Source organism: Intrasporangium sp. (genome assembly GCF_030452765.1).
Classification (GTDB): domain Bacteria; phylum Actinomycetota; class Actinomycetes; order Actinomycetales; family Dermatophilaceae; genus Intrasporangium_A.
The window spans coordinates 1-20,162 of sequence record NZ_JAKDLO010000038.1 but is presented as its reverse complement, the minus strand read 5'-3'; the positions used below and the strand labels follow the sequence as shown (position 1 = coordinate 20,162).

Genomic DNA, 20,162 nt, shown 5'->3' with positions numbered 1-20,162 from the left:
CCCCTCGAGCATTGTCGGGTGCGCGCGGACTCCAGCCGTTTTCTGCGCCGATGACCGCCTTCATTCGTAAGGCGGGTCGGGGGGTCGCTGGCTTTGCGCGCGGCCATGAATACGCAGCCTCCAGTCGGAGGGAGACACGACCATCGGCCGATCCCGGCCACACGTTTACAAGATGCTCAGCGATGACCCAGCCCGAGCTGACGTGCGGACCCTGTCGCGGTCCCGGTGGGGCCAGATCCTTGATGAGGCCCTGGTCGACCTGCTCGGCCGCACCGGTGAGGCGTCCGCGCACTTGATCAACGGGGCACTGTCCTCGCGCGACCTGCAGGTCAAGGCGCGCCGGTACCGTCTCGCCGTCGACGACGCACACGGGATGCCCGCGCTCGACTCGATCGAGTGGACGATCCACGCCGACGCCTCCGACGTCGCCCGGCAGCTCGAACGCGAGAACTAGGGGGTGTCAGCGTTTGCTACCCAAAACGCCGCGATCACCACATTGGACCCCGACACGCCGAGGTCATTGATATTGATATACGCCACCCGCGACTAGCGTCGCGACATGGCTACTCGTACCAAACGCCGAGGTGTCCAGACGGTTCCCCTCTACAGTCACATCGCTGTCGAGACCAAGGGGGTCATAGACGCCATCGCGGCCGCCACCGGGTGCCACAAGAACGTCGTCATCGAGGCGATCGTGCGACACATCGAGTGCGACGAACGTGGTGTCCCTACCTGGTGGGAAGGGCCCGTCGCCGGAGACCAGCCGGAGGAGCTTGATCTACGCGCATCCTGACCTCGGGGCAATGCCCTGACAAGCAGAGAGCCCGCGGCGCCAACCGCGAGCTTCTCTGAAAAGTCGTAAGGCCGATTCGTAGTCGGCCTAACCAGTATCTGACTCCGGCGAGGAGTGCCTTTGTGCTGCCCAGACTAGCGCATGCCACCGACAGAACAAGTCCTTCCAGCGAGGGTGTGTCTCAGCCTGCGTCACCGCACGATCTGGCGCGTCTGCAGGCGGTGCGGACCCACCGGGTGTGTGCTCCCGAGCACGCCGCGTTTGTCCGGTCAAGGTGCCTGACCGACACAGCCTGCCTCCCCCGGTGGCACCAGACCGACCGTGGCAAGGCCAACGCACACCGTGGCCATCACGTGGTTGCCCCGCCCGGCGCCTACGCGAACATCCCGGCCTGGTCGGGCCGGCATGCCTACTTGGCCCTGGCAGCCGTCGTACTCCAGGAGGGGGCAGCGGTGCTCGCGCAAGAGCAGGTCTCAGCCGAGCTGCTTCTGGCGTACCTGCGCGTACGCACCGGCTACGTCCAAGAGATGCGCACCGGCCGGCGCTGCATCGTGCGCCCGAAGGTGCTCGCCACGGTCTTGGACGTCGCCGAGAACACGGTGCACCGGTGCCAGCGGGCGGCGCGGGCGCTAGGGCTCGAGGTGGTGGTGCTTCCTGGGCGGATGCTCACCGCCAGTGAGTGCATCGCGGCCCGGTTGCGCGGCTCATCCCAACGCGGGTTATGCACAGAGGTTGCGTTCACCGTGCCCCGCCGGCCGGTGCACCGCGATCGGCGGCCTGTGGACGTCGTTACCCCTACCAGTGGTAGGGCAAGCCGAGCGAAACCCGACGGATACTCCCCCACCACTAAGGCCGCAAGCGGCAAAGCGGACGCGACTCCGTCGCGGCAGAGACGACGGCGGGCTGCCCGGCTCGCCAGCACCCTCATCGACCGGCTCCCGTGGCTCTACGGAGAGTCGCCCGGCCGGTGCGGACCTGCTCTCTCACGCTTCGCACACGCCCCGGTGCCATGGACGGCCGAGCAGATCGTGCTCGTCCTGGCCGACGGCGCGCTTCGACGGGGCATCACCCGCCAGCTGCGACCGGAACGGATCGCGACCCGCCCGGCGGTCGTGCTCGCCGGTCTGCTGCGCGTCATGGACGAGGTGGCCGACCACCCAGACGCTCCCCCGTTCGGCCCTCACCCGGCCGGACCAATCACCGGGCCGGAACCGTGCACCCGGGCAGACTGCGACGGGCACGGGTGGATCCAGCTCGAGGCCGGCACCGTGGTCAAGTGCCCCGCCTGCTCACCGGCAACCCGTTCGGCCCCGCTCGACGATCGCGACGAGTGGCAGGCCGGCGACGACGACGAGCCACCGTTCTGACGGTGGCTCGTCAGGTCGACCTGCTTCTGGCACGTGACAAGACCCGACCGGCCGACGCCAGAACTGACGCGATTCGCCAGGTCACCGGCGGTTTGGGGCTAGTGACAGCATTCTTACCTGCACCCCGACAAAGCCAAAGACGGCCGCTTCGCGGCTGTCTGACGGCCTTCGGCCGCAGCATCATTTGGTCCCCCTCCTCCTCCGGGCATTCCATGATCGCGGCCCCGCCACCAGGCGCAACGTCGGCTCGCTGCGCTCGACCCCTCCGGCCCGAACCGGGAGCTCGGCGCTCCTTCGTCGCTTATTTCCTCGCCCCCGCCCCCGACCTGCGGGGCAACCCGACGTCCTCCGCTTCGCTCCGGCCCCTACGGGGTGCACCCGCCGGCTCCTGGCCGCGCTTCATTCCATTGCCCGGAGGGGGCGGGGGGTGGTTGTCCTCGACACCGCAGCCATGACCGTCCCGGAGGTAGCGCACCATCTCGCACGGCTGACATAAAGGCAGACAACACCGAAAGGCAGATAAATGACGACGCTCACCTGGATCACCACCAAGGACACCGCTCCCCTGCTCCGCGCGGCGCTGCGAGCAGCGTTCCCCGGCGTGAATTTCTCCGTGCGCATGAACCGCGGGAGCAGCCACGGATGGCTCAACGTCTCATGGGCTGACGGGCCGACCTACAGCGTGGTGGGCGAACTGTGCAGCCGCTACGAGGGCAGCCGCTTCGACGGGATGGACGACGGCTATCACTCGGTCCCCTCCTCGCTCGTCGCCTTCGCCGGCGAAGAGCTCCCCCGGGAGGTCCGGTTCTCATGCCGTGGCGTGGCCACCACCCGCACCATCGGGCCGGCCGGGTGGGCAGCCGTCATCGAGATCCTCAACGACGCCCAGCCCGGAGTGGCTCGCCTGCGCTCAGACGGTCAAGGCCTCGAGCCAGGCCGGCTCAGCGTGGAGACCACCCAGAAGCTCGACCTCGAGCAGTGCGTCGACGACGTCGCCTATGCCGCCGTCCGGATCCACAGCCAGATCGACTTCACCCATTGACAGCATATCTGCCTTTTACACATAATGCACAACACACACAGATAGCACAGGAGGAACATCATGACCATCACCCTTAGCGGGAACGTCGCGGCGGACCCAGAAATTCGGTTCACCCCGAGCGGGGCGCAGCTGGCGAACTTCGTCGTGCTGGAGAACCGCAGCCGACGCGGCGCCAACCCGGGGGAGTGGGAGGACCTCGAGCCCAACCGCTACCGCGTGCAGGTCTGGGCCGGCCTGGCCGAGAACGTCGTCGAGTCCGTCCGCACGGGCGACCGCGTCACCGTCACCGGAATCGTCACCACCGACCGTTGGGCCGACAAGGACACCGGCGAGGTTCGCACCGCCCAGGTCATCAAGGCCAGCGACGTCGGACTCTCCCTGAAGTTCCACACCGCAACAGCAACCAAGACCCCCCGCTCGAGCGCGGCAGCCGTCGAGAACGACCCGGCCGCCGAGGAGCCAACGGGGGAGTAAGGGCAACACCCATCCCGGCTACGGCCGAGGTGACCGAGGGGGAGCCGCGATGGGGTCGGGGCTCCCCCTCCGTGCACCACCCTGGCCGTCTCGACGGCCAGCGGTGCACGACACACTCAAACCCGGGGGGCCCCGCGCATCACCCACAGCACCGACTGTTGACCCTGAGGTGTCAACGCAGACAATGGCATTATCTCTTCCCTTGTTCCAGTACACACATCTACTACAGTTCACACCAACGCCGGCGAAAGAAAGGTTTCGACCATGCGCGTGATCGCGTTGACCAACCAGAAGGGCGGGGTGGGCAAGACCACCACGACCCGCAACCTGGCCCGTGCCGGTCAGCAGCTCGGCCGGCGGGTGCTCGTCGTCGACGCTGACCCGCAAGGCAACCTCACCGACGCTCTCGGCGCGGAGGACTTGCCCGCTGATGTGGCCGGCCTGGCCGATGCCCTCTCGAGCCGGTCCGCCGCGAGCATCGCCGACGTGATCGTGCCGAGCATCTGGGAGGGAGTGGACCTGGTGCCCGCCGGGGGAGACGTGCTCGAGAACGTGCGCGACGAGCTGGTCGTTGCTGGCGCTGGCCGCGAGAGCTCGCTCAGACGGGGTCTGCAGCCGGTGCTCGAGCAGTACGACATCGTGCTCATCGACTGCCGGCCGGCGCTGGACCAGCTGACCCTCAACGCCCTCACCGCGGCCGACGTGGCCGCGATCGTCACCAACCCGGACCTATTCAGCGCGAACGGGATCGCCAAGCTGCGCCTGACGATCGAGGCGGTACGCGATCACTACAACCCGAAGCTGCGGATCGGGGGAGTGATCGTCAACCACCACGAGGCCGCCACCACATTGCAGACCCGGCACTGGCTCGACGAGCTCGCCGGCGCCGGGCTGCCCCTCCTTGACCCCGCGATCCCGCGGCACACGTGGATCGGGGCCGCCAACGCTCAGGGTGTGGCCCTCGACGAGCTCGGCCCGCACGGGCAAGCCGTGGGCGAGATCTACGCGAAGCACCTGACCACATTGATGGGAGAGCAGGCATGAGCACCGGCGAGAGCAGCAGGAAGAGGCCGACGTACCGAGCCAGTGCACTGACCCGGGAGCACCCTGCCACCCCGGCCGGAGGCCACGTCCCGGCCGGGCAGACCGCCGAGCCGGAAGCGCGGCCCGAGCAGGAGGCGATGCGCCGCTCGGGACAGCCGAAGCAGCGGATGCCGTTCCAGGCGGCCCCGGACACCTTGGCCCGGATCCGGGCGACCGAGCACACCGCGCGCCTACGGGAAGGGTTCGCCACGATGTCGGAATGGATGGAGGACGCGATGCTGCGCGAGTGCCAGCGCCTGGAGAACGAGTACAACGACGGGCAGCCGTTCCCGCTGGGAACACCCCGCCGTGGGCGCCCCGCCGCCCACTAACCGCCCAAGCACGGAAGCGACCGACCAAGACCGAGGGGAGGAGGTGATGAGGATGACCGAGGTAACGTGCGTGCGCATGGACGCACAGACCCGCCTCGACGAGGCATACGCGCACGTCAAGTACGCCACCGCCGCGTTCCTGGCCCACGCCGACGAGCCCGGGCTGATCGCTGCGCGAGCCTGCATGGATGTCGAGACCCTGCTCGAGGACGCCGGCGCGAGGTGGCCCGCCGCCGACAACATCGAGGGAACCACAGACGGCACCGAGCAGCTGACCAAGGCTGCAGTGGCGCTCGACGCGATCAACCCGGCCGACCGGCCCGACCTGCTCGGCCCGGCCTGGGCCCAGCTGCAGGCCACGCTGACCCAGACGAGCCGCTAGGTGGCTGCCACCGTCGGAGATCTGCTCGAACAGGCGCAGCGCGCCGCATGGGACCTGGCGCGCGCCCGGGCAGACCTCCAGCCGGGAAGCCCGATGGTGCGGGCTCGGCAGACGTGGCCGACCCTCCGGGCGCACCTGGCCGCCTGGCCGGCGCTGGCCCGAGCAGGACAGTCCACGCTCGGAGTGATCGCCGTGTGGCCCACCACCAGCTGGAGGCGTACGCCGCTGCAACGCACCCTCGAACGCCTGTCAGACCAAACCCCATCCCACAACCTTCGCCGCTACGCCCGACCCGACCTCGGACAAGAGCCCGACCCCGGTGTCGACCGGATCACGCACCTGGTCCGAACTGTCGGGGACCTCCTCACCGACGCCCGCCCGACGCGTGACGAGGAAGACCTGACCCGGGTCGAGTCGAAGATCCTCGCCGTGCTCGAAACCACTGCACGCGTCACCCTGACCCACCTGGACCAGACAGGACTAAGCGACTACACCGGCACACGAGTCGATCGGCAGCTCCTGCACCAGCTGGTGAACCACGCGCACGAGGAACTCCTCCGACCACCCGGCCAACGCAACGGCAGCTACGACGACCTGGCCGTCTACCAGACGGGGGAGACCAGCCTCGGGGCCACCATCACCCAGTGGGGCGCGGAGGCGCGGCGCACGCTCGCCGACCCCCGAACAGGGTCGAGCGGCGCCCAACGCGTCGCGGCCGATGCCGCGCTCTTGCTCGGCGGGGCCCGCACCGTCCTCGCGGCCGCCGACTTGTACGCCCTGGCCAGCCGACTACCAGCCGGCTCAGCCACCACCACCCAGACCGCGCAGCGCGCGTGGAGTGAAGCCGCACGCAGCTGGCCACCGCACCTGGGCGTGCCCGGCGCAACCGACTGGGACTTCCTACACGCCTCCCACGAGCTCGGCCGCCAGATCCACGAAGAACTCCGCCCCGAGGGCCAGTGGCGCCTCCCGAACGGTGTCGAGTCCCTGCCCACCCTCGCCCCGGTGATGAGACGAGCCCTCGACACTGTCGAACAGGTGGGCCGGCAGTACCTGACCACGACCGTCCAATGGACGACCGGAAACCGGCTCGCAACCCCCGCGCGACGACTCGACCGCCGCGAACTACAAGAACGACCCGAACTCGCCCAAGCCCAAACCGCCGGCCGATGGGTCACCCTCGGCCCGGACACGAGACACGCCACGGCCCTGGTCGAGGCCGCTACCACCGCCCACACCGCATCCCAAACTGCGGCGACCGCAGCCCGACCAGGCAGCCGCGCAGCACAACACCCCTTCGGAACATCCATTCCGCAAACCGCGACCCCCGGCCCAACCCGCCACCACCGCCGTGCACCAGGCACGCCCACACCCGGGACCGGCCTAGAACGCTAAACGGGAAAGGCGGTTTGCTGTGACCACCAGGACAAGGCTGGTGGGCTGAACGCTTGCCTGCTCGTGCGTATTATCGTTCTGCTTGGTCAAGCCGACGACCCGACTGACCAGCTCGATCCCGCGGCCGCCTCCCCTGACGGCCGCGGGTTCGTCACATCAACCCCTGAGCCAAGCTGCGCGGGTCTGCGCAGTGACCTCGAAGCGCGGGAGCCAGCGTTGGTGCCGCGGCGAGGGCCGCACACCCTGGCACCACACGGGCACGTAAACGAGCCCGGCAGCCGCCGCCCCGGCGGGGGAGCCCCCTGCCAAGCGCGTCCACCCCCTCCTTCACCAGCCCGTCTGAAACGCCGCCGGCGCCGCGGCGGAAATCACCCAGACCGTGCCGGCCCGGCCCTTGACCCGCACCCGAGTGTTACCGCGGGACGGGCAATGGTCTCTACCAGCCGGCCCACCCTCACCGTGCTGCCCAGTTCTGCGGCATCGCCAGCGTTTGTGAGCAAAGTGCTTTATACGAAGAACAGGCGGCTCCGTCAGGGTTGTCCACAGAGACTGGACGAACCTGTGGATGAAACATGCCCAATGTCGGGGATATGACACCCGCCGGAAAAGCTTATGCCAGCAGTGGCTACCGAAGCTGGGCGGCCTCGCCCGTTAGATCGAGCAAGGGCCACCGTCAAAGGTGAAGGTATGCCGTAACGAGCTTGGGGGCCGGCGGGAGCGGACCCCGCGATCCCATCCAGGGACGCTCACGCTCGGCGGACGTCCCCGCACACCAAGGAAGCACGAACGCCGCGAGGGGGGAAGGGCAGCGAAGATGGCAGCTGACCGCTGAGGCGCGGTATCGGACGGCCGCCCGGGGTGGACCAGCTCAACCAGTCGCGATAGGGTAACGAGTAACAACGTTATTCGTTACCAAGATTACCCGATGTGAGGGAGCAGATTAATGGCTGATCAGACGCAGAAAGACCCACGGGTCGCTGCTGTGGCAGCAGCCGAGGCCTTGGCCGCGAAGGGGGAGCCCGTCACGGCCCGCTCGGTGCGGGAAGCGGCCGGGGTGCAGATGGCCGTCGCGGCCGAAGTCGCCCGCGAGTGGAAGGCCCGCACGGCAGCCACGGTCGCCGTCCCGCCGGTGCCCGAAGTGGTAGCGGCCCGGCTCGCTGGGGTCTGGGCCGAGGCCGTGCAGGCCGCCCGCGTCGAGCACGAGCACGCCGTCGAAGGCTGGCGCGCCCAAGTCGAGCAGGTCGAGATCGAACGCGACGAGGCCATCAGCGCCGCGGACGAGCTGGCCGCCGCCGGCCAACGCGACGCCGCCCAGGCCGCTACCCAGCTCGCTGCGATTCAGGAACAGCTGACCCAGCAGCAGGCGGCCGTCGAGACGCTGCGCCACGACCTCGAGACGGCCCACACCGAACGCGCGCAAGCCCGCGAGGACGCCGCCGGAGCGCGCGGAGAAGCCACCGTCCTGCGCGAGGAAGTCACCCGCCTGCGCAACGAGATCCCTGACTCGAAGTAACGTCCCTTCCCGTCAGGCCAGGGCGTGGCGCCGGCGAAGCTTCGACGGGCGATGGGTGGCACCCTAAGAACCGAGCGTCGAGGGGCGCTTGCGGCACCGAGACGCGCACGAGCCCGTTTTCCTCTCTAGGCTCAAACCGTTCTCAGTGCCAGGTGCAGGGGACCAGGTTTACTCAGCCCGGGTCCCCGCACCACCCAACCCAGCAATGTTGACGTTGAGGTGTCAAACCCAGGTCAGGGGAGAGTTTCAGGTATGAGCGAGGAGCAGGGGCAGCGCACGCCGCGCACCCCAGAGCAAATCCAGCGGAACAACCGGGCACACCGCGACGGCAGCGGCATCCCCGCCGCGATCGTCTTGGGCGGTGCTGTCGTCGTCGTAGTGATCGGACTGCTGTGGTGGCTGGCGTGACCACCCCGACGTGGGAACCGTGAACGGAGTGGCCGCCGCCCTCGCGGTGGCCCTCGCTTTCCTGATCGCGTTCGCGTGGTTCATTCTCGAACCGTCACAACGGCCGGCACCCGGTAGAACTCGGCAGTTGGGCTGCCAGCGGTTCCCAAATGTCTCGTCGGCGGCGGCAACGTCGTTCGCAGGCTTCAATCTGCTCGGTCCACCGCGGGTCTCAGCGCAACCGTCGCTGCTCCTCGTTAGTCTGCGTTCTACCGCTGGGCAACGAAGAGGTACCCGGGAGCTGAACGAGGAGAGATGACGATCACCACCCGGAACCGAGACTTCCAGGAAGCACGGAGAGCCAAGGCCGATGAGTTCTACACGTCGCTTCAAGACATCGAGCGCGAGCTGAAGCACTACACGCCCCACTTCGAGGGCAAGGTCGTGTACTGCAACTGCGACGACCCTCGGGCCAGCAACTTCTTCCGTTTCTTCGCCAGAAACTTCGAGCAGCTCGGCCTGAAAAAGCTCATCACCACCTGCTACCGCAGCCAGTACCCCAACCAGTTCGGCCGCGCCGACTCCGACCACGCTGTGTATCTGGAGTACACCGGCGACAGGAACGGCACCAGCCTGTCGGACGGCGAGGTGATCGGCATCGAGCCACTCTCCGGCGACGGCGACTTCCGCAGCGCCGAGAGCGCCCAGCTGCTTCACCAGGCCGACATCGTGGTGACCAACCCGCCGTTCTCGCTGTTCCGCGAGTACGTCGCGCAGCTGATGGAGCACCAGAAGCAGTTTCTGATCCTTGGGAACATGAACGCCTTGACCTACAAGGAAATCTTCCCGCACTTCCAGAACGACCAGATGTGGTACGGCCCCAGCATCCGCAGCGGCGACCGCGAGTTCCGCGTGCCGGATGACTACCCCTTAACCGCGGCCGGTACACGGGTCGACAACGACGGCAACAAGTACGTTCGGGTGAAGGGCGTCCGCTGGTTCACCAACCTCGACTACCCAGGGCGGCACGACGAGCTGGCACTCCACAGGACCTACACCCCGCATGCCTACCCGACGTACGCCAACTTCGACGCGATCGACGTCAGCAAGACCATGGACATCCCCGTCGACTACGACGGTCCCATGGGCGTGCCGATCACCTTCCTGGACAAGTACAGTCCGAGGCAGTTCGACATCCTCGGCTCCAGCAAGACGCTCGGCCGTCCGATGTCGAAGATCGCGAAGAAGGGCACCTATCAGCAGGGCGGGCCTCGCTTCTATCTTCCGAACGGCGACGGCACCTACCGCCGGATGTACGACCGCATCGTCATCAAGAACAAGCAGCCGGCATGACTCGTTCCACGAAAAAAGTAAGGTAGCCATGTCGTACCGCTACCTCGGTAACAAGACCCGGCTGACCGACTGGATCGTCGGCGAGATCGTCCGAGTTCTCCCGGCGGGCTCGACCATCGCGGACCCGATGTGCGGGACCGCAGCTGTCTCCATCGCCCTGGCCCGCGCCGGTTACTCCGTCACAGCGGCCGACGAGCTGACCTTCCCCGTCGTGCATGCGCGCACTCGTCTGCTGGCTAAGCAAGCGCCGGCCTTCAAGGCGCTTGGTGGTTACGACAAGGCCCTGGACTGGATGCGCTCGCCCGTGCCCGTGGAGGGCTACTTCTTCCAGGAGTTCGGCGAAGCGGGCAAGCCTGCGAACGGGCGCGCGCCAAGGCTCTATTTCTCGGCGAAGAACGCCGCGCACATCGACGGCGTCCGTGACGGGATCCGGAAACTAGCAGCAGCCGGTGTGCTCACTGAGGTCGAGCACAGCGTGCTGCTGCATCATCTGATATTGAGCACCAACAGGGTCGCCAACATCAGCGGCACCTACGGGTACTTCCTGCGCACCCTCTCTCGCCCGGCGCTCCAGACCCTCACGTTCGAGCCGATCGAGTTCGAACGCACAACGGGCGACCACGCGGTGATCCAAGGCCGCGTTGAGCAACTCGCCTCGACCTTCACAACGGACGCGGTCTATCTAGATCCGCCGTACACCAAGCGGCAGTACGCCGGGAACTACCACGTACTGGAAACACTAGCCCGCGAGGATGAACCGGTCGCCGCTGGAGACGGCGGGCTCCGGCCGTGGACGGACCAGGCATCCGACTTCTGCTACCGGCGCAGCGCCGGGCAGGCCTTCCGCGAGACGCTCAAGCGGCTCGAGGTCCCCCACGTGTTTATCTCCTACAGCGAGGACGGCCAGGTCGAGGAAGATGAGTTGCTCTCCATCCTGAGCGACTTCGGCAAGGTCACACTTCATGAACAACCCCACGCCCGATACCGAAGCAACGACCGTGTGAAGGATGGATCAGTGCTGGAGCGGCTGTACCACGTTGAGGCCTTCTGACCATGGCGCAGAAGCTGAACATCGACCGCATATGGTGGCGAAACGTCCAGCCGGGCGAGTTCTACAACATCGAGCGCCACCATCAGATTCAGGGAGGCGGCGGATCTCTGTACATCGAGATCCCGAGTTCGATGGTGCCTGTCACCCTCGACTTCCTCGACGCGACAGGGGCCGACGTGGATGAGCTTCCGGTCGTCACGATCCAAGTCGGGGTCGTCGGCCAGCCGGGCCTATCCGGTCCTATCGAGTTCCAGCGGAAGAAGGGCAGTCGGATGCGCATTGCGCGTCAGAACCGCCAGCAGCCGAACTCCCAGCGGCACCCGGCGTGGACAGCGGCCTTTGGTTTTCCGACCGCGCCCGACGATGTCCGCAACAAAGGGGAAGCACTGCCGCACTTCCCCGACGGCGGGCTCCGCGTCTACATCGCCAAGACCCTGGAAGGCGACTACTACGCCGGATTCACTAAGGGGCATCGTCCAGCCGACATGAGGCGCAACCACCCAATGTGGGATCTCTACCCACGAGGCAAGGTGGTGGGCGGCGTGATCGATGCGGACTGAGGTGCGAAATGGCTGACAAGATCGACGACATCCTGTCGTCCTGGACCGCAGGCCGGAACGCGCTGCTCTACGGACCCCCGGCCACCGGCAAGACCAGGCTCATCAGCAAGTTGTTCGATGCTCTGAACAACCCGCCGGAGGCGCAGCGCGGCATCCTTCTCGACATAGCTGACGCCGAGGCTCCGTTCAGCCGGCCTGATCAGGTGATTACCATTCCCCAGCCCGTCAAGGTGGTTTGGACCACCTTCCACCAGTCCTACGGCTACGAGGACCTCGTGCTCGGGCTGCGGCCTGAGATCACAGCCGCGGGCACGCGCCTGCAGCCGTGGGCCGGGATCTTCCTCGACGCTGCGCTCGAACTCGCAGACCCCGAGTCCGAGTACGAGTCGGTCGTGATCTTCATCGACGAGATCAACCGCGGGAACGCCGCCCGCATCTTCGGCGAGTTCATGACCTTCCTGGACTTCGACTACCGCGACGGCGGAAGCGTCCCCCTTCCGCTGCCACTTCGACAGCTGACCTACGAGGACGGCAAGAGCGAAGAGATACGCCGGCCCGGAGGCAAGACGACCACGATCCCTGAGGGCTTCACGTTTCCTAGGCATGTCTACATCGTCTCGACGATGAACAGCGTCGACCGGGCGGCCGTCCCGATCGATAGCGCGCTCGCGCGTCGGTTCGACAGGATCGAGATGCGCCCCGACCTGGACGTCCTCGCCGAACACTGGAGTCTGGACGAGACGGCGATTCCCACGCCGACCGAGCACAACTGGGAGACGCTCAGCCCCTTTGAGACCGGCTACCTCCTCCTCGACCGCCTGAACGTGGCAATCGCCTCCGGCCTGGGGCCCGAGTTTGAGTTGGGCCACGGGCTCCTGACCCCGGTGCTGGCCAACAAGACGGCCGCCGACGGGACCACGCAACCGACTGAAGAGAAGGACGCCTGGCGTAGCCTCGCCAAGACCTGGGACGACGTCATCTTCCCGCAGCTAGAGGACCGTTACTCCGGTCGGCCCGAGCAGCTGATGGATCTTCTGCATGTCGACACCCCACCGGCGCCTGGCGGCTACGCCTGGACCTTGCGAACCGCGAAGGGCGGCACCGTCGAGGCCCGCACCCTCGCACCCGTCCGAGTGAGCGAGCTCGAGATCGACGTCATAAAGAGGTCTATCAGGTGGCTGACGCGGTAGTCGCGCCGCCGCGCATCGAGCTCCAGGAGTACGGCGCCCCGGTGGTCTGCGAAGCCGCGGATCTTGATCTCCATGCACTCGCCGAGGCGAACAAGCGTTGGAGTAGGGCGCTGGGGCTCGGCGGCGACCCTATCCGGGTCGAGGACATCGGCGACGGTCTCGTGAAGCTGCGGGCCGAAGCTGTAACCGGCGTCGTTCGAGTCGGCGACACTAACATCGAAATCGCCCCGAAGTTCCTGAGTGCCGCCGACGGCAGCTGGCAGACGGTGCTGTGGCGGATCCTCACGGTCGTCGAGGGCGGTTACGTCGACGACAACCTCACGACCGCTCATCAGCTCGCTTCGCTGTCCATGCCGGACCTGCTCGCCGAGATGTTCCTCGCGTCCTACGGCAAGGGCGCTGCCCGCGGTCTGCCTCGCGGCTACGTGACCGAGCAGGCGACGGGCACTATGCTCCGCGGCAGCCTGGACATCTCGCGGCTCGGGGAATGGGTGGCGCGTCCGTGGGAGCTTCCCTACGTCGCCGACCTCCTGACCGACGACACTCCGCTGGCGCGACTGCTCCACTGGGCTGCCGAGTGTCTGGCCGCGACTGTAAAAGCGCCCGGACGTGCTCGAGCGATGCGTGAGGTTGCGGCTGCTCTCGCACATGTCGGGAGGCAACCTCCCCATCTTCTCGACGCTCAGCGGATCTCCCTGGGCATCCAGCACCAGAGCCTCGAGGCTGCAAAGGTAGTCGGGCTGCTGCTTCTTGAAGGTGCGGGAGTTCATCACGCCCGCGGTGACCACGCCCTGTCCGGATTTCTCTGGAACTCCGACGTGATCTATGAGAACTACATCTACTGGCTGTGCCAAAGGGCGGCCAGCCGCCGCGGCGAAAGAGTCAACAAGGGCGCGATCAGGTTCAGCGAGGTCATCGCGGGCGAAGGATCCCAACTGGAAACGACTCCCGACGTGGTCTTCCGCGATGTCCAAGGAACACCGGTTGCGGTCACCGACTCCAAGTACAAGCGCCTCGGCACGCGACCGAAGGCCCCGGACACGTATCAGGTGCTGACCGCGGGCCACGTTCTCGGCTGCCAACGGGTCTCGCTGACCTATCCGGTGGCTGCGGACCGTGCACCGACCGTGTGGCGGGTTTCCTCTGCGCTGGGAGGCAGTGACATCGAGCTGACCGCTCTCCCACTGAACTTAATGTCGCTGGCGTACCAAGACGGACCGGGGTTACTGATCAACAGGATCAGCGACTGGCTCGCCGGCGATTTATTCTCCGACACCGCAGCTCAGTAACGCCCGCGCGCTGCGCGTGCCTGCCCCGGATCATCGAGGCGCGACCCGACAGCTTTGCGGGCGACCTTTGCTTCCGTACGCAACCCGCCCGGACTCCTGGCCCGCTTATGCACCACCCGGGAGCACGCTGCCGCGCGACTGGGGTTAGCGGAACGTCGACGCGGCCAACTGAGCTCGTTGCGGGAGCAATAAGGCGACCGTCGCCAACCGAGCATTTCAGGTGTACCGCCTTACTGATCGAAGACCATGAGAACGGAGGCACCCCTCACATCACCAACCCTGAGAACGGCACGGAGACGATGCGAATCGTTGCCTGCATTCAACAGACGCAGGTAGAGGGGCCCCGCTAGAGCGCGCGGGGCCCCCTCTGTGTTCAGGTGGCGTCGTAGGCAAGCCTGGCCAGCTTGATGGCCTGGTCGAGCGTGCCTCGATCGACGATCTGAACATTCACCCGGTACTGCCGATGCCCGCTGTGCCGGCGCCAAGCGTCCTGCGCGATCGCCGCCAGTTCTTCATCCGTGGCGTAGCTCAGCCTGAAGTTGCAGATACCGTCGCTGGCATACACGTACGCGAAGCCCCCAAGCCTGCTGCCCTGCCGACGCAGGCGAAGGTAGCGACCGAAATCCAGCGGCGCGCCGTCTGCAGCCCCGTGGCGCTTGATCCCGTGAGCGTGGACGTCAGGCCACGACGCCACGACCTCGAGGAACTCGCGGAACAGATCTCCCTCCGGGTTGCCCTTGATCAGGTTACGGACAGTCGCCTGCCCCTCCTCATCAACGCCAGGCACCCATGTGTTCATGGTGTCGCCGTCAGCTGGCCTCGTCACCACGACGCTACTAGCAGCGTCAGCCCGCACGTATAACCCCCGGGCTCGCGACTCGATGATCTCCATGAGCTTTCGCCCCTCGGGCGTCTCCAACTCAGCCGGCGTCGCCTTGATCGACACAAACTCGATTTCCATGTCCTATCCCTCACCACGAGGTGCGAGCTTCTCCCGCACTGTTTTATATAGTAGGGACTTGTTTCGTGAAGTACAACTCAACTTTTCAAAACTCTGCGCGCCGACCACAGCCACCGGATGTTGAAGGAGGCAGCCTGTCGTTTTCCGAAGTCGGCCGCACCGGGTCGGGCGTGGCTGGGGGGCCTGTGCACAGCACTGTTGACACGAATGGTGTCCGAAGTGGTGTGCACGGTGCGTGGTTCTGGTCAGGAGTCGTGTTCACCAACCACCGCGGGCGCATCTGATAGCTGCGGCCCGCCGGCTCGTTGCACGGCCCGGTAGACGGTGGAGCGGGCCACGGAGAACAGCTCGGCCAGGTCGGCGCTGGTGTGCCTTCCTGCGCGCCATAGCTCAACCAGATGGGCCTCTTGGGCGGGCTTGAGCTTGGGCTGCTTGCCACGCAGCCGGCCTTTGGCCTTGGCGACCTTCATGCCTTCCCGGGTCCGCATCCTGATCAGGTCCGACTCAAACTCAGCGATCATCCCGAGGACGTTGAACAACAGACGCCCAACTGGGTCGGTCGGGTCGTGCACCGACCCGCCGATGTTGAGCTTCACGCCGGCTTCGGTGAGTTCCTCGACGATGTTACGGGCATCGGTCAGCGACCGGGCCAGCCGGTCGAGCTTGGTGACGACGAGCGTGTCGCCGGATCGGCAGGCAGCCAGCGCCTCGCGCAGCCCGGGCCGGGCCCGGTTGGTGCCGGTCAGGCCGTGGTCGACATAGATCCGGTTCGGTGTCACCCCGAGCGCGGTAAGCGCGCCGCGTTGGACGGTGAGGTCCTGCTGATCGGTTGAGCAGCGGGCGTACCCGACGAGCATCCTGGCCACCAGCAGACTGTAACCGTTTAGGCTACCGTCACCGGGCATTTTTGCGGGCGGGGCTTGTGGGATTCTGCAGGCCGAGTTCCTGAGCGTGCGGGTGTCCGTTTTCGGAGCCGGCTGCACCGAGTGTGGGTGTCCCGCAGGAGGTTCCCCTTGCGGGCACGTCTGAACCTCTGACCTCAGTTAGTCCCTTCTCGTTCGCAGGCACGGCCGGGCTAGTTCCGGCGCCCCGGCTGCGAACAGCACCTATCGTCGTCCCGTGGCCATAACCGCATCCGACTTCATCCTCGAAGAGACCTCCAGCGGAGGCTGGGGTACGCCCGTGCGCGGTGAGTCGCTGGATGAGGAGCGCGTGCGCGCGCTAGTCGACCGGCGAGATCCTGCGCACAATGACATTGATGTCTCACTCGCGCTCATGGACCTAATTCGCGATGACCTGGAGAAATCCGGGACTGGCGGCGGCGAGCTGCTCGCCGACCAAGAGCTATGCCTCGCCATCCGAGCTCTTGAGCGCGTCTCCGCTCGGGCCGGATTCGAATTCAAGGTGCCTTTCCGCGACCACACCGGATGGCGGTCATGGTGGAACCGGAATGGCGCCCACGGCTCCTGGCAGGCGCGACGAGACTTGCTGGGAACGCTGTTCGACGACACCTACGCGAAACTGACGGAGGCGCAGGACGGCGCTCTCGACTCCACACTGGCACTCTCCGTGTCACCGCACGAACGCCTCGGCTGGCCCGAGGTAGACACGGAGATCGGAGAGCTTCGACGGCACTTCCGAACAGCCGTGACTCCGCAGGACTACCGCGGGATCGGCAACGACTGCGTGCACCTCACGGAGGCTCTGAGCCGCAAGGTCTACGACCACGCGTCGCACACTCCGGATGGCGAGGCGGAGCCCCCGGTAGCCAAGACGAAGCTGAGGCTTGAGCGATACGTGGAGGCACGTCTACCAGGGAAGGACAACGCTGAGATGCGGGCCTTCGCTCGTTCCGTCATCAACCTGTCGCAGGCGGTGAAACATGGCGGTGCGCCGACGCGGACCGAGGCGGGCATCGTCGCGGATGCCGTCATCCTTCTCGCGAACATGCTGAGGCGTTTTGCCGAGGAGTGAGCCGGAACCGTCATGGTTTAGCTCCTCCGCGGCCCCATGACGAAGCCCCCCTCCTTCGGGAGGTGACGTGGCTACATTGAGCTTGTTGTCAGTCGAATTCATCCATCGTCGCGATGACCGCCGCGACGTTGGCCCGTGAACGGGCGTTGATCCTCTTTAGCAGGCGGCGCCCCTGGGGGCTACGGCCATCCAGCGACCTCGGGAGCCACTGTCCAGGCATCGCCACCTAGATACGCGACTGGCAGGCCCCCGGCCCAGGAGAGGTCCGTGGGCACTGGACCCTGACTTGCCCAGCGTCCGAGGGTTGTGAAGAGCTGCGCATGCTGTCCGGAGTCCCGAAGGAGCAGGAAGGCAACGTCGTTGGGGACGAAGTCCCACCTCCAGGTGGGAGGATCCGCGGTCGGCCGCGGGATACGCCACTCCCGCTCGTGAAGCCATTGACTCTGAACGGGGTTGGCGAGGGAGAAGAAGTCGTCGGTTGACTCCTGAGTCGATCCCGGCCAGTACCTGACCGCGCGGGCCTTCATCGGTTCTGGCAGGGAGCTGCCCTGCCAGTGGTCGAACTCGTTACCCCTCACGTACAACGCCGGACCCCCGCCAGCATCGAACACCGCCTGGACGCGGAAGGCCAGGCCGATGCCGTCATAGCGAGGGTGCGCTTGAGTTGTCAGGTGAGCCAGCGCCCGTCGTGTGGTCTGCGTGAAGCAGATGACCGGCCAGTCAGAGCCGAAGGCAGGCGCCGCGAAGACCTGTCGCCACCACAGGATGTTGGCGAGGCGCGTAACGCTGTCGTACTCCTGCACGAAGGGAAGCGCCCCCGGTGCCCTCCTCCCGTTGCGTCCCGTCATGTGGAGCAGGACGTCCGGCAAGTCCGGGCTCTGGCTCTGGCGCAACGGCTTGATCTGCACCGTGAAGACGATAGCTGGGCTCATCCGTCGGAGCGGGCGGCCTCGTCGCGATGCAGACCGGTCGGGCTAGTCGCTCATCACTAAACGGCAGTAGGGGGGTGGACGTTGTAGAGCGCCGCCAGGGCGACGGACTGGCGGCCTTTGTCGGTTCGGCGGGGCTGCCCTCGGATAGCGTCGGGGAGCTCCAGCAGGAGGCCCGTCCGCCGGGCAAGAGGGAAGGCGTCCGCCTCGGCACGATGGCACGGGCGGCATGAGGGGCGCGAGTACCAACGGCGCAGGATCGTGCGCTAAGCCGGACCGGTTCCTGGTGAGTAGTTCAATTGAGAACCAGCCAACAATCGTTACGTTGAGGTTCGTGAGTATTTACACGACTTACGCAGACGCTGGCGAGGTGCCGCCGGAGAGGTCGTGGAGCGCTCTGCGGGCACTCCGGTCCGGTCCGCCGGGTCTCGCCGGCAGCGAGGACCGGCGCCAGGTGTTCTCTTCAGCGTTGGAGCAGGCCGAGCAACTTTTCGGGGCAGCAGCCTCGGTCGGGGTAGCAACCAAGCCACTCCTCGCGTTCTACGGTCTCTCGCAGGCGGGTCGAGCAGTCGCAGCCGTTCACGCGGCCGATGAGTGGCGATTACGGGGGCACGGCATCACGGCAGGAAAGGGTGACAGGGGTAAGTCGTTGGCCGAAATGACGGTAGACCCTGGGCCGCGCGGGTCGTTCGGCCGCTTGGTCAGTGTGCTGGAGTCTTCGACCGTGCCGATTCAAACGCAATTGGGTGATCTGTGGCCACTGCTGAACGAGACTGCGCGGCACCCCCTCCCCGGGAGCGGAGATGACCGGTCACTGAGCGTGAGCACCGAGCGCACCGGGTGGGCGACAGGTATCCCTGCGGTGAGGGTCCTAGAGATACCGGCGAGGTTTGCCGAGGGGGTGGAACCTGAGCTTTCGTACGCCAGCGGCCTGGGCCGGGACTATGCCGCTCAGGCCGACGCTCTCGACCACTACTTGTCGCGATACCCGACTCTTTCGGACCGCACGTCTTTCACTTCTTCCGGCCAACCGATCGGGTTGCAACCTCACGACGAGGGGACCTGCTCGGTCATCTTCCGATGGCCGGACGAGACGCTGACTCGTTATTCGTCCCCCGATGCATTCCTGGGGTCAATCGGAGTTCGGAGTCGAGCGAGCTGGCGGGTCTATCCAGCGCTCGACGGCGGCAACAAGCCGGTTCATCCGCTGATGGTGTGGTGGGCGATACTGTTCCGGCTTTCGATGCTGGCCCGGTACGAGCCGGAGGATTGGGCGACCATGACCAACGTCAACATCAGCACGGACGCTGTGCCTATCGAGCATCTGCTCGGGACGGCGATGTCAGCGGTGCCGGAGCTGCTCTTCCACGTCTTGGTGCGATAGACGGCGAGCCTCCGAGTCGCGGTGTCATCCGGAATCAGCCACCCCCGCGTCGGGCGTCATCCCGTAGCCTCGGCGCCCGGTGCCTCTCGTACGTGAACGCCACCTACCCGCGACTTAGCGCGTCAAGGCCACACCTCCCCCTGACCCGTTCTAGGCCAAACAGCGACCCGCGAGGTTCTGTCAACCCGGAGGGATCGGGGGAGCAAAGTCTTGGTGCGGGTTAAGCGAGGGAGGTACGACTGAGCGCGTGCCAAGAGTTTGTGGGGGAGAGGCCCGCGGAGCGGGCTTGACGGGGCCTCGTCGGTCGCCATGATGAGGGCCAGGGTCAGGGAGATACAGACTCACCCGGGGCCGGCGTAGCCGGCTCCTTCGCTGGCTTTCTGGCCGCTGTCCCGCGCTGCCGGACGCGTTGCTGCTTGGCCGGTTCGTCGAGGCCGAGTTTGCGCAGTTCGTCGGCGGACCAGCCGTCGCTCAAGGCTGCCCGATAGGCCTTGACGTCTTCGACCTCGGCGGCCGCGACATTGGCTCGCTGCTCGTCAAGGGTCTGGCGGGTTTTGACTAGCAGCCGAACCGAGGCGATTCGGCTGTTGAGTAGCTCGCGGGCGCGAGTCTCGATGGTGTCTGGGCTGGGGGTGGTTGCCATGGCACCGAGGGTATGTCGCGATTCGACACCCTGTGGGCTTGCCGCGCCGTCCGCTGTCGC

The 20,162-nt window shown here is 66.4% G+C and carries 22 protein-coding genes; 18 read left to right on the top strand and 4 right to left on the bottom strand.

What is annotated here, in order from left to right; translation table 11 throughout:
* The first annotated feature begins 172 nt into the window (after nt 1-172).
* The 16 genes from L0H79_RS06975 (at nt 173) to L0H79_RS06900 (ending at nt 14,211) form a co-directional block, all read left to right on the top strand.
* Nucleotides 173-454 carry a hypothetical protein gene (locus L0H79_RS06975; protein ID WP_301483862.1) on the top strand — a complete coding sequence of 94 codons (282 nt, stop codon included), beginning with the start codon at nt 173-175 and terminating at the stop codon, nt 452-454.
* A 105-nt stretch (nt 455-559) separates the two neighbouring features.
* Entirely contained in the window at nt 560-793 is a 234-nt protein-coding gene (locus L0H79_RS06970) for a hypothetical protein (RefSeq protein ID WP_301483861.1), read from the top strand.
* A gap of 353 nt (nt 794-1,146) precedes the next feature.
* On the top strand, nt 1,147-2,160 hold the full coding sequence (locus tag L0H79_RS06965) for a hypothetical protein (RefSeq protein ID WP_301483860.1): 1,014 nt from the start codon (nt 1,147-1,149) through the stop codon (nt 2,158-2,160).
* Nucleotides 2,161-2,683: 523 nt separating this feature from the next.
* On the top strand, nt 2,684-3,202 hold the full coding sequence (locus L0H79_RS06960) for an LPD29 domain-containing protein (RefSeq protein ID WP_301483859.1): 519 nt from the start codon (nt 2,684-2,686) through the stop codon (nt 3,200-3,202).
* Nucleotides 3,203-3,262: 60 nt separating this feature from the next.
* The gene (locus L0H79_RS06955; RefSeq protein ID WP_301483858.1) at nt 3,263-3,676 is read left to right on the top strand and encodes a single-stranded DNA-binding protein; all 414 of its coding nucleotides are present in this window, start codon (nt 3,263-3,265) and stop codon (nt 3,674-3,676) included.
* A 264-nt stretch (nt 3,677-3,940) separates the two neighbouring features.
* Nucleotides 3,941-4,720 (top strand): ParA family protein, encoded by a 780-nt coding sequence (locus L0H79_RS06950; protein WP_301483857.1) that lies wholly within the window; start codon nt 3,941-3,943, stop codon nt 4,718-4,720.
* Entirely contained in the window at nt 4,717-5,091 is a 375-nt protein-coding gene (locus tag L0H79_RS06945; protein WP_301483856.1) for a hypothetical protein, read from the top strand. Before L0H79_RS06950 ends, L0H79_RS06945 begins: the two co-directional genes overlap by 4 nt.
* Nucleotides 5,092-5,143: 52 nt before the next feature.
* Nucleotides 5,144-5,473: a hypothetical protein gene (locus L0H79_RS06940; protein WP_301483855.1), complete on the top strand. Its 330-nt coding sequence runs from the start codon at nt 5,144-5,146 to the stop codon at nt 5,471-5,473.
* Nucleotides 5,474-6,868: a hypothetical protein gene (locus tag L0H79_RS06935; RefSeq protein ID WP_301483854.1), complete on the top strand. Its 1,395-nt coding sequence runs from the start codon at nt 5,474-5,476 to the stop codon at nt 6,866-6,868.
* Nucleotides 6,869-7,811: 943 nt separating this feature from the next.
* Complete coding sequence (locus L0H79_RS06930; RefSeq protein ID WP_301483853.1) at nt 7,812-8,381, top strand: DNA-binding protein; 570 nt, start codon at nt 7,812-7,814, stop codon at nt 8,379-8,381.
* A 252-nt stretch (nt 8,382-8,633) separates the two neighbouring features.
* Nucleotides 8,634-8,789 (top strand): hypothetical protein, encoded by a 156-nt coding sequence (locus L0H79_RS06925; RefSeq protein WP_301483852.1) that lies wholly within the window; start codon nt 8,634-8,636, stop codon nt 8,787-8,789.
* A gap of 294 nt (nt 8,790-9,083) precedes the next feature.
* The gene (locus L0H79_RS06920; RefSeq protein ID WP_301483851.1) at nt 9,084-10,121 is read left to right on the top strand and encodes an adenine-specific methyltransferase EcoRI family protein; all 1,038 of its coding nucleotides are present in this window, start codon (nt 9,084-9,086) and stop codon (nt 10,119-10,121) included.
* Between the two features lie 28 nt (nt 10,122-10,149).
* Complete coding sequence (locus tag L0H79_RS06915) at nt 10,150-11,172, top strand: DNA adenine methylase (RefSeq protein ID WP_301483850.1); 1,023 nt, start codon at nt 10,150-10,152, stop codon at nt 11,170-11,172.
* 2 nt (nt 11,173-11,174) lie between these two features.
* A complete protein-coding gene (locus L0H79_RS06910) occupies nt 11,175-11,732 on the top strand; it encodes a hypothetical protein (RefSeq protein ID WP_301483849.1) in 558 nt (185 codons plus the stop codon).
* A gap of 110 nt (nt 11,733-11,842) precedes the next feature.
* Nucleotides 11,843-12,922: an AAA family ATPase gene (locus L0H79_RS06905; RefSeq protein WP_301483848.1), complete on the top strand. Its 1,080-nt coding sequence runs from the start codon at nt 11,843-11,845 to the stop codon at nt 12,920-12,922.
* Nucleotides 12,907-14,211, top strand: coding sequence for a hypothetical protein (locus L0H79_RS06900; RefSeq protein ID WP_301483847.1), 1,305 nt, complete (start codon nt 12,907-12,909; stop codon nt 14,209-14,211). Before L0H79_RS06905 ends, L0H79_RS06900 begins: the two co-directional genes overlap by 16 nt.
* Nucleotides 14,212-14,584: 373 nt before the next feature.
* Here the strand turns inward: L0H79_RS06900 and L0H79_RS06895 are convergent, their stop codons facing one another.
* Together L0H79_RS06895 and L0H79_RS06890 are read right to left on the bottom strand one after the other, a co-directional pair.
* The gene (locus L0H79_RS06895; protein ID WP_301483846.1) at nt 14,585-15,172 is read right to left on the bottom strand and encodes a hypothetical protein; all 588 of its coding nucleotides are present in this window, start codon (nt 15,170-15,172) and stop codon (nt 14,585-14,587) included.
* A 245-nt stretch (nt 15,173-15,417) separates the two neighbouring features.
* Nucleotides 15,418-16,038, bottom strand: a complete 621-nt coding sequence (locus L0H79_RS06890; RefSeq protein WP_301483873.1) for a recombinase family protein — start codon at nt 16,036-16,038, stop codon at nt 15,418-15,420.
* Nucleotides 16,039-16,291: 253 nt separating this feature from the next.
* On the opposite strand from L0H79_RS06890, the gene L0H79_RS06885 reads away from it, so the two are divergent.
* Nucleotides 16,292-17,146: a hypothetical protein gene (locus L0H79_RS06885; RefSeq protein ID WP_301483845.1), complete on the top strand. Its 855-nt coding sequence runs from the start codon at nt 16,292-16,294 to the stop codon at nt 17,144-17,146.
* 179 nt (nt 17,147-17,325) lie between these two features.
* Here the strand turns inward: L0H79_RS06885 and L0H79_RS06880 are convergent, their stop codons facing one another.
* On the bottom strand, nt 17,326-18,078 hold the full coding sequence (locus L0H79_RS06880; protein WP_301483844.1) for a hypothetical protein: 753 nt from the start codon (nt 18,076-18,078) through the stop codon (nt 17,326-17,328).
* Between the two features lie 331 nt (nt 18,079-18,409).
* On the opposite strand from L0H79_RS06880, the gene L0H79_RS06875 reads away from it, so the two are divergent.
* Nucleotides 18,410-19,459, top strand: a complete 1,050-nt coding sequence (locus tag L0H79_RS06875; protein ID WP_301483843.1) for a YaaC family protein — start codon at nt 18,410-18,412, stop codon at nt 19,457-19,459.
* 325 nt (nt 19,460-19,784) lie between these two features.
* On the opposite strand, the gene L0H79_RS06870 is transcribed toward L0H79_RS06875, so the two are convergent.
* On the bottom strand, nt 19,785-20,162 hold a 378-nt coding region (locus tag L0H79_RS06870; RefSeq protein ID WP_301483842.1), incomplete at its 5' end, for a hypothetical protein.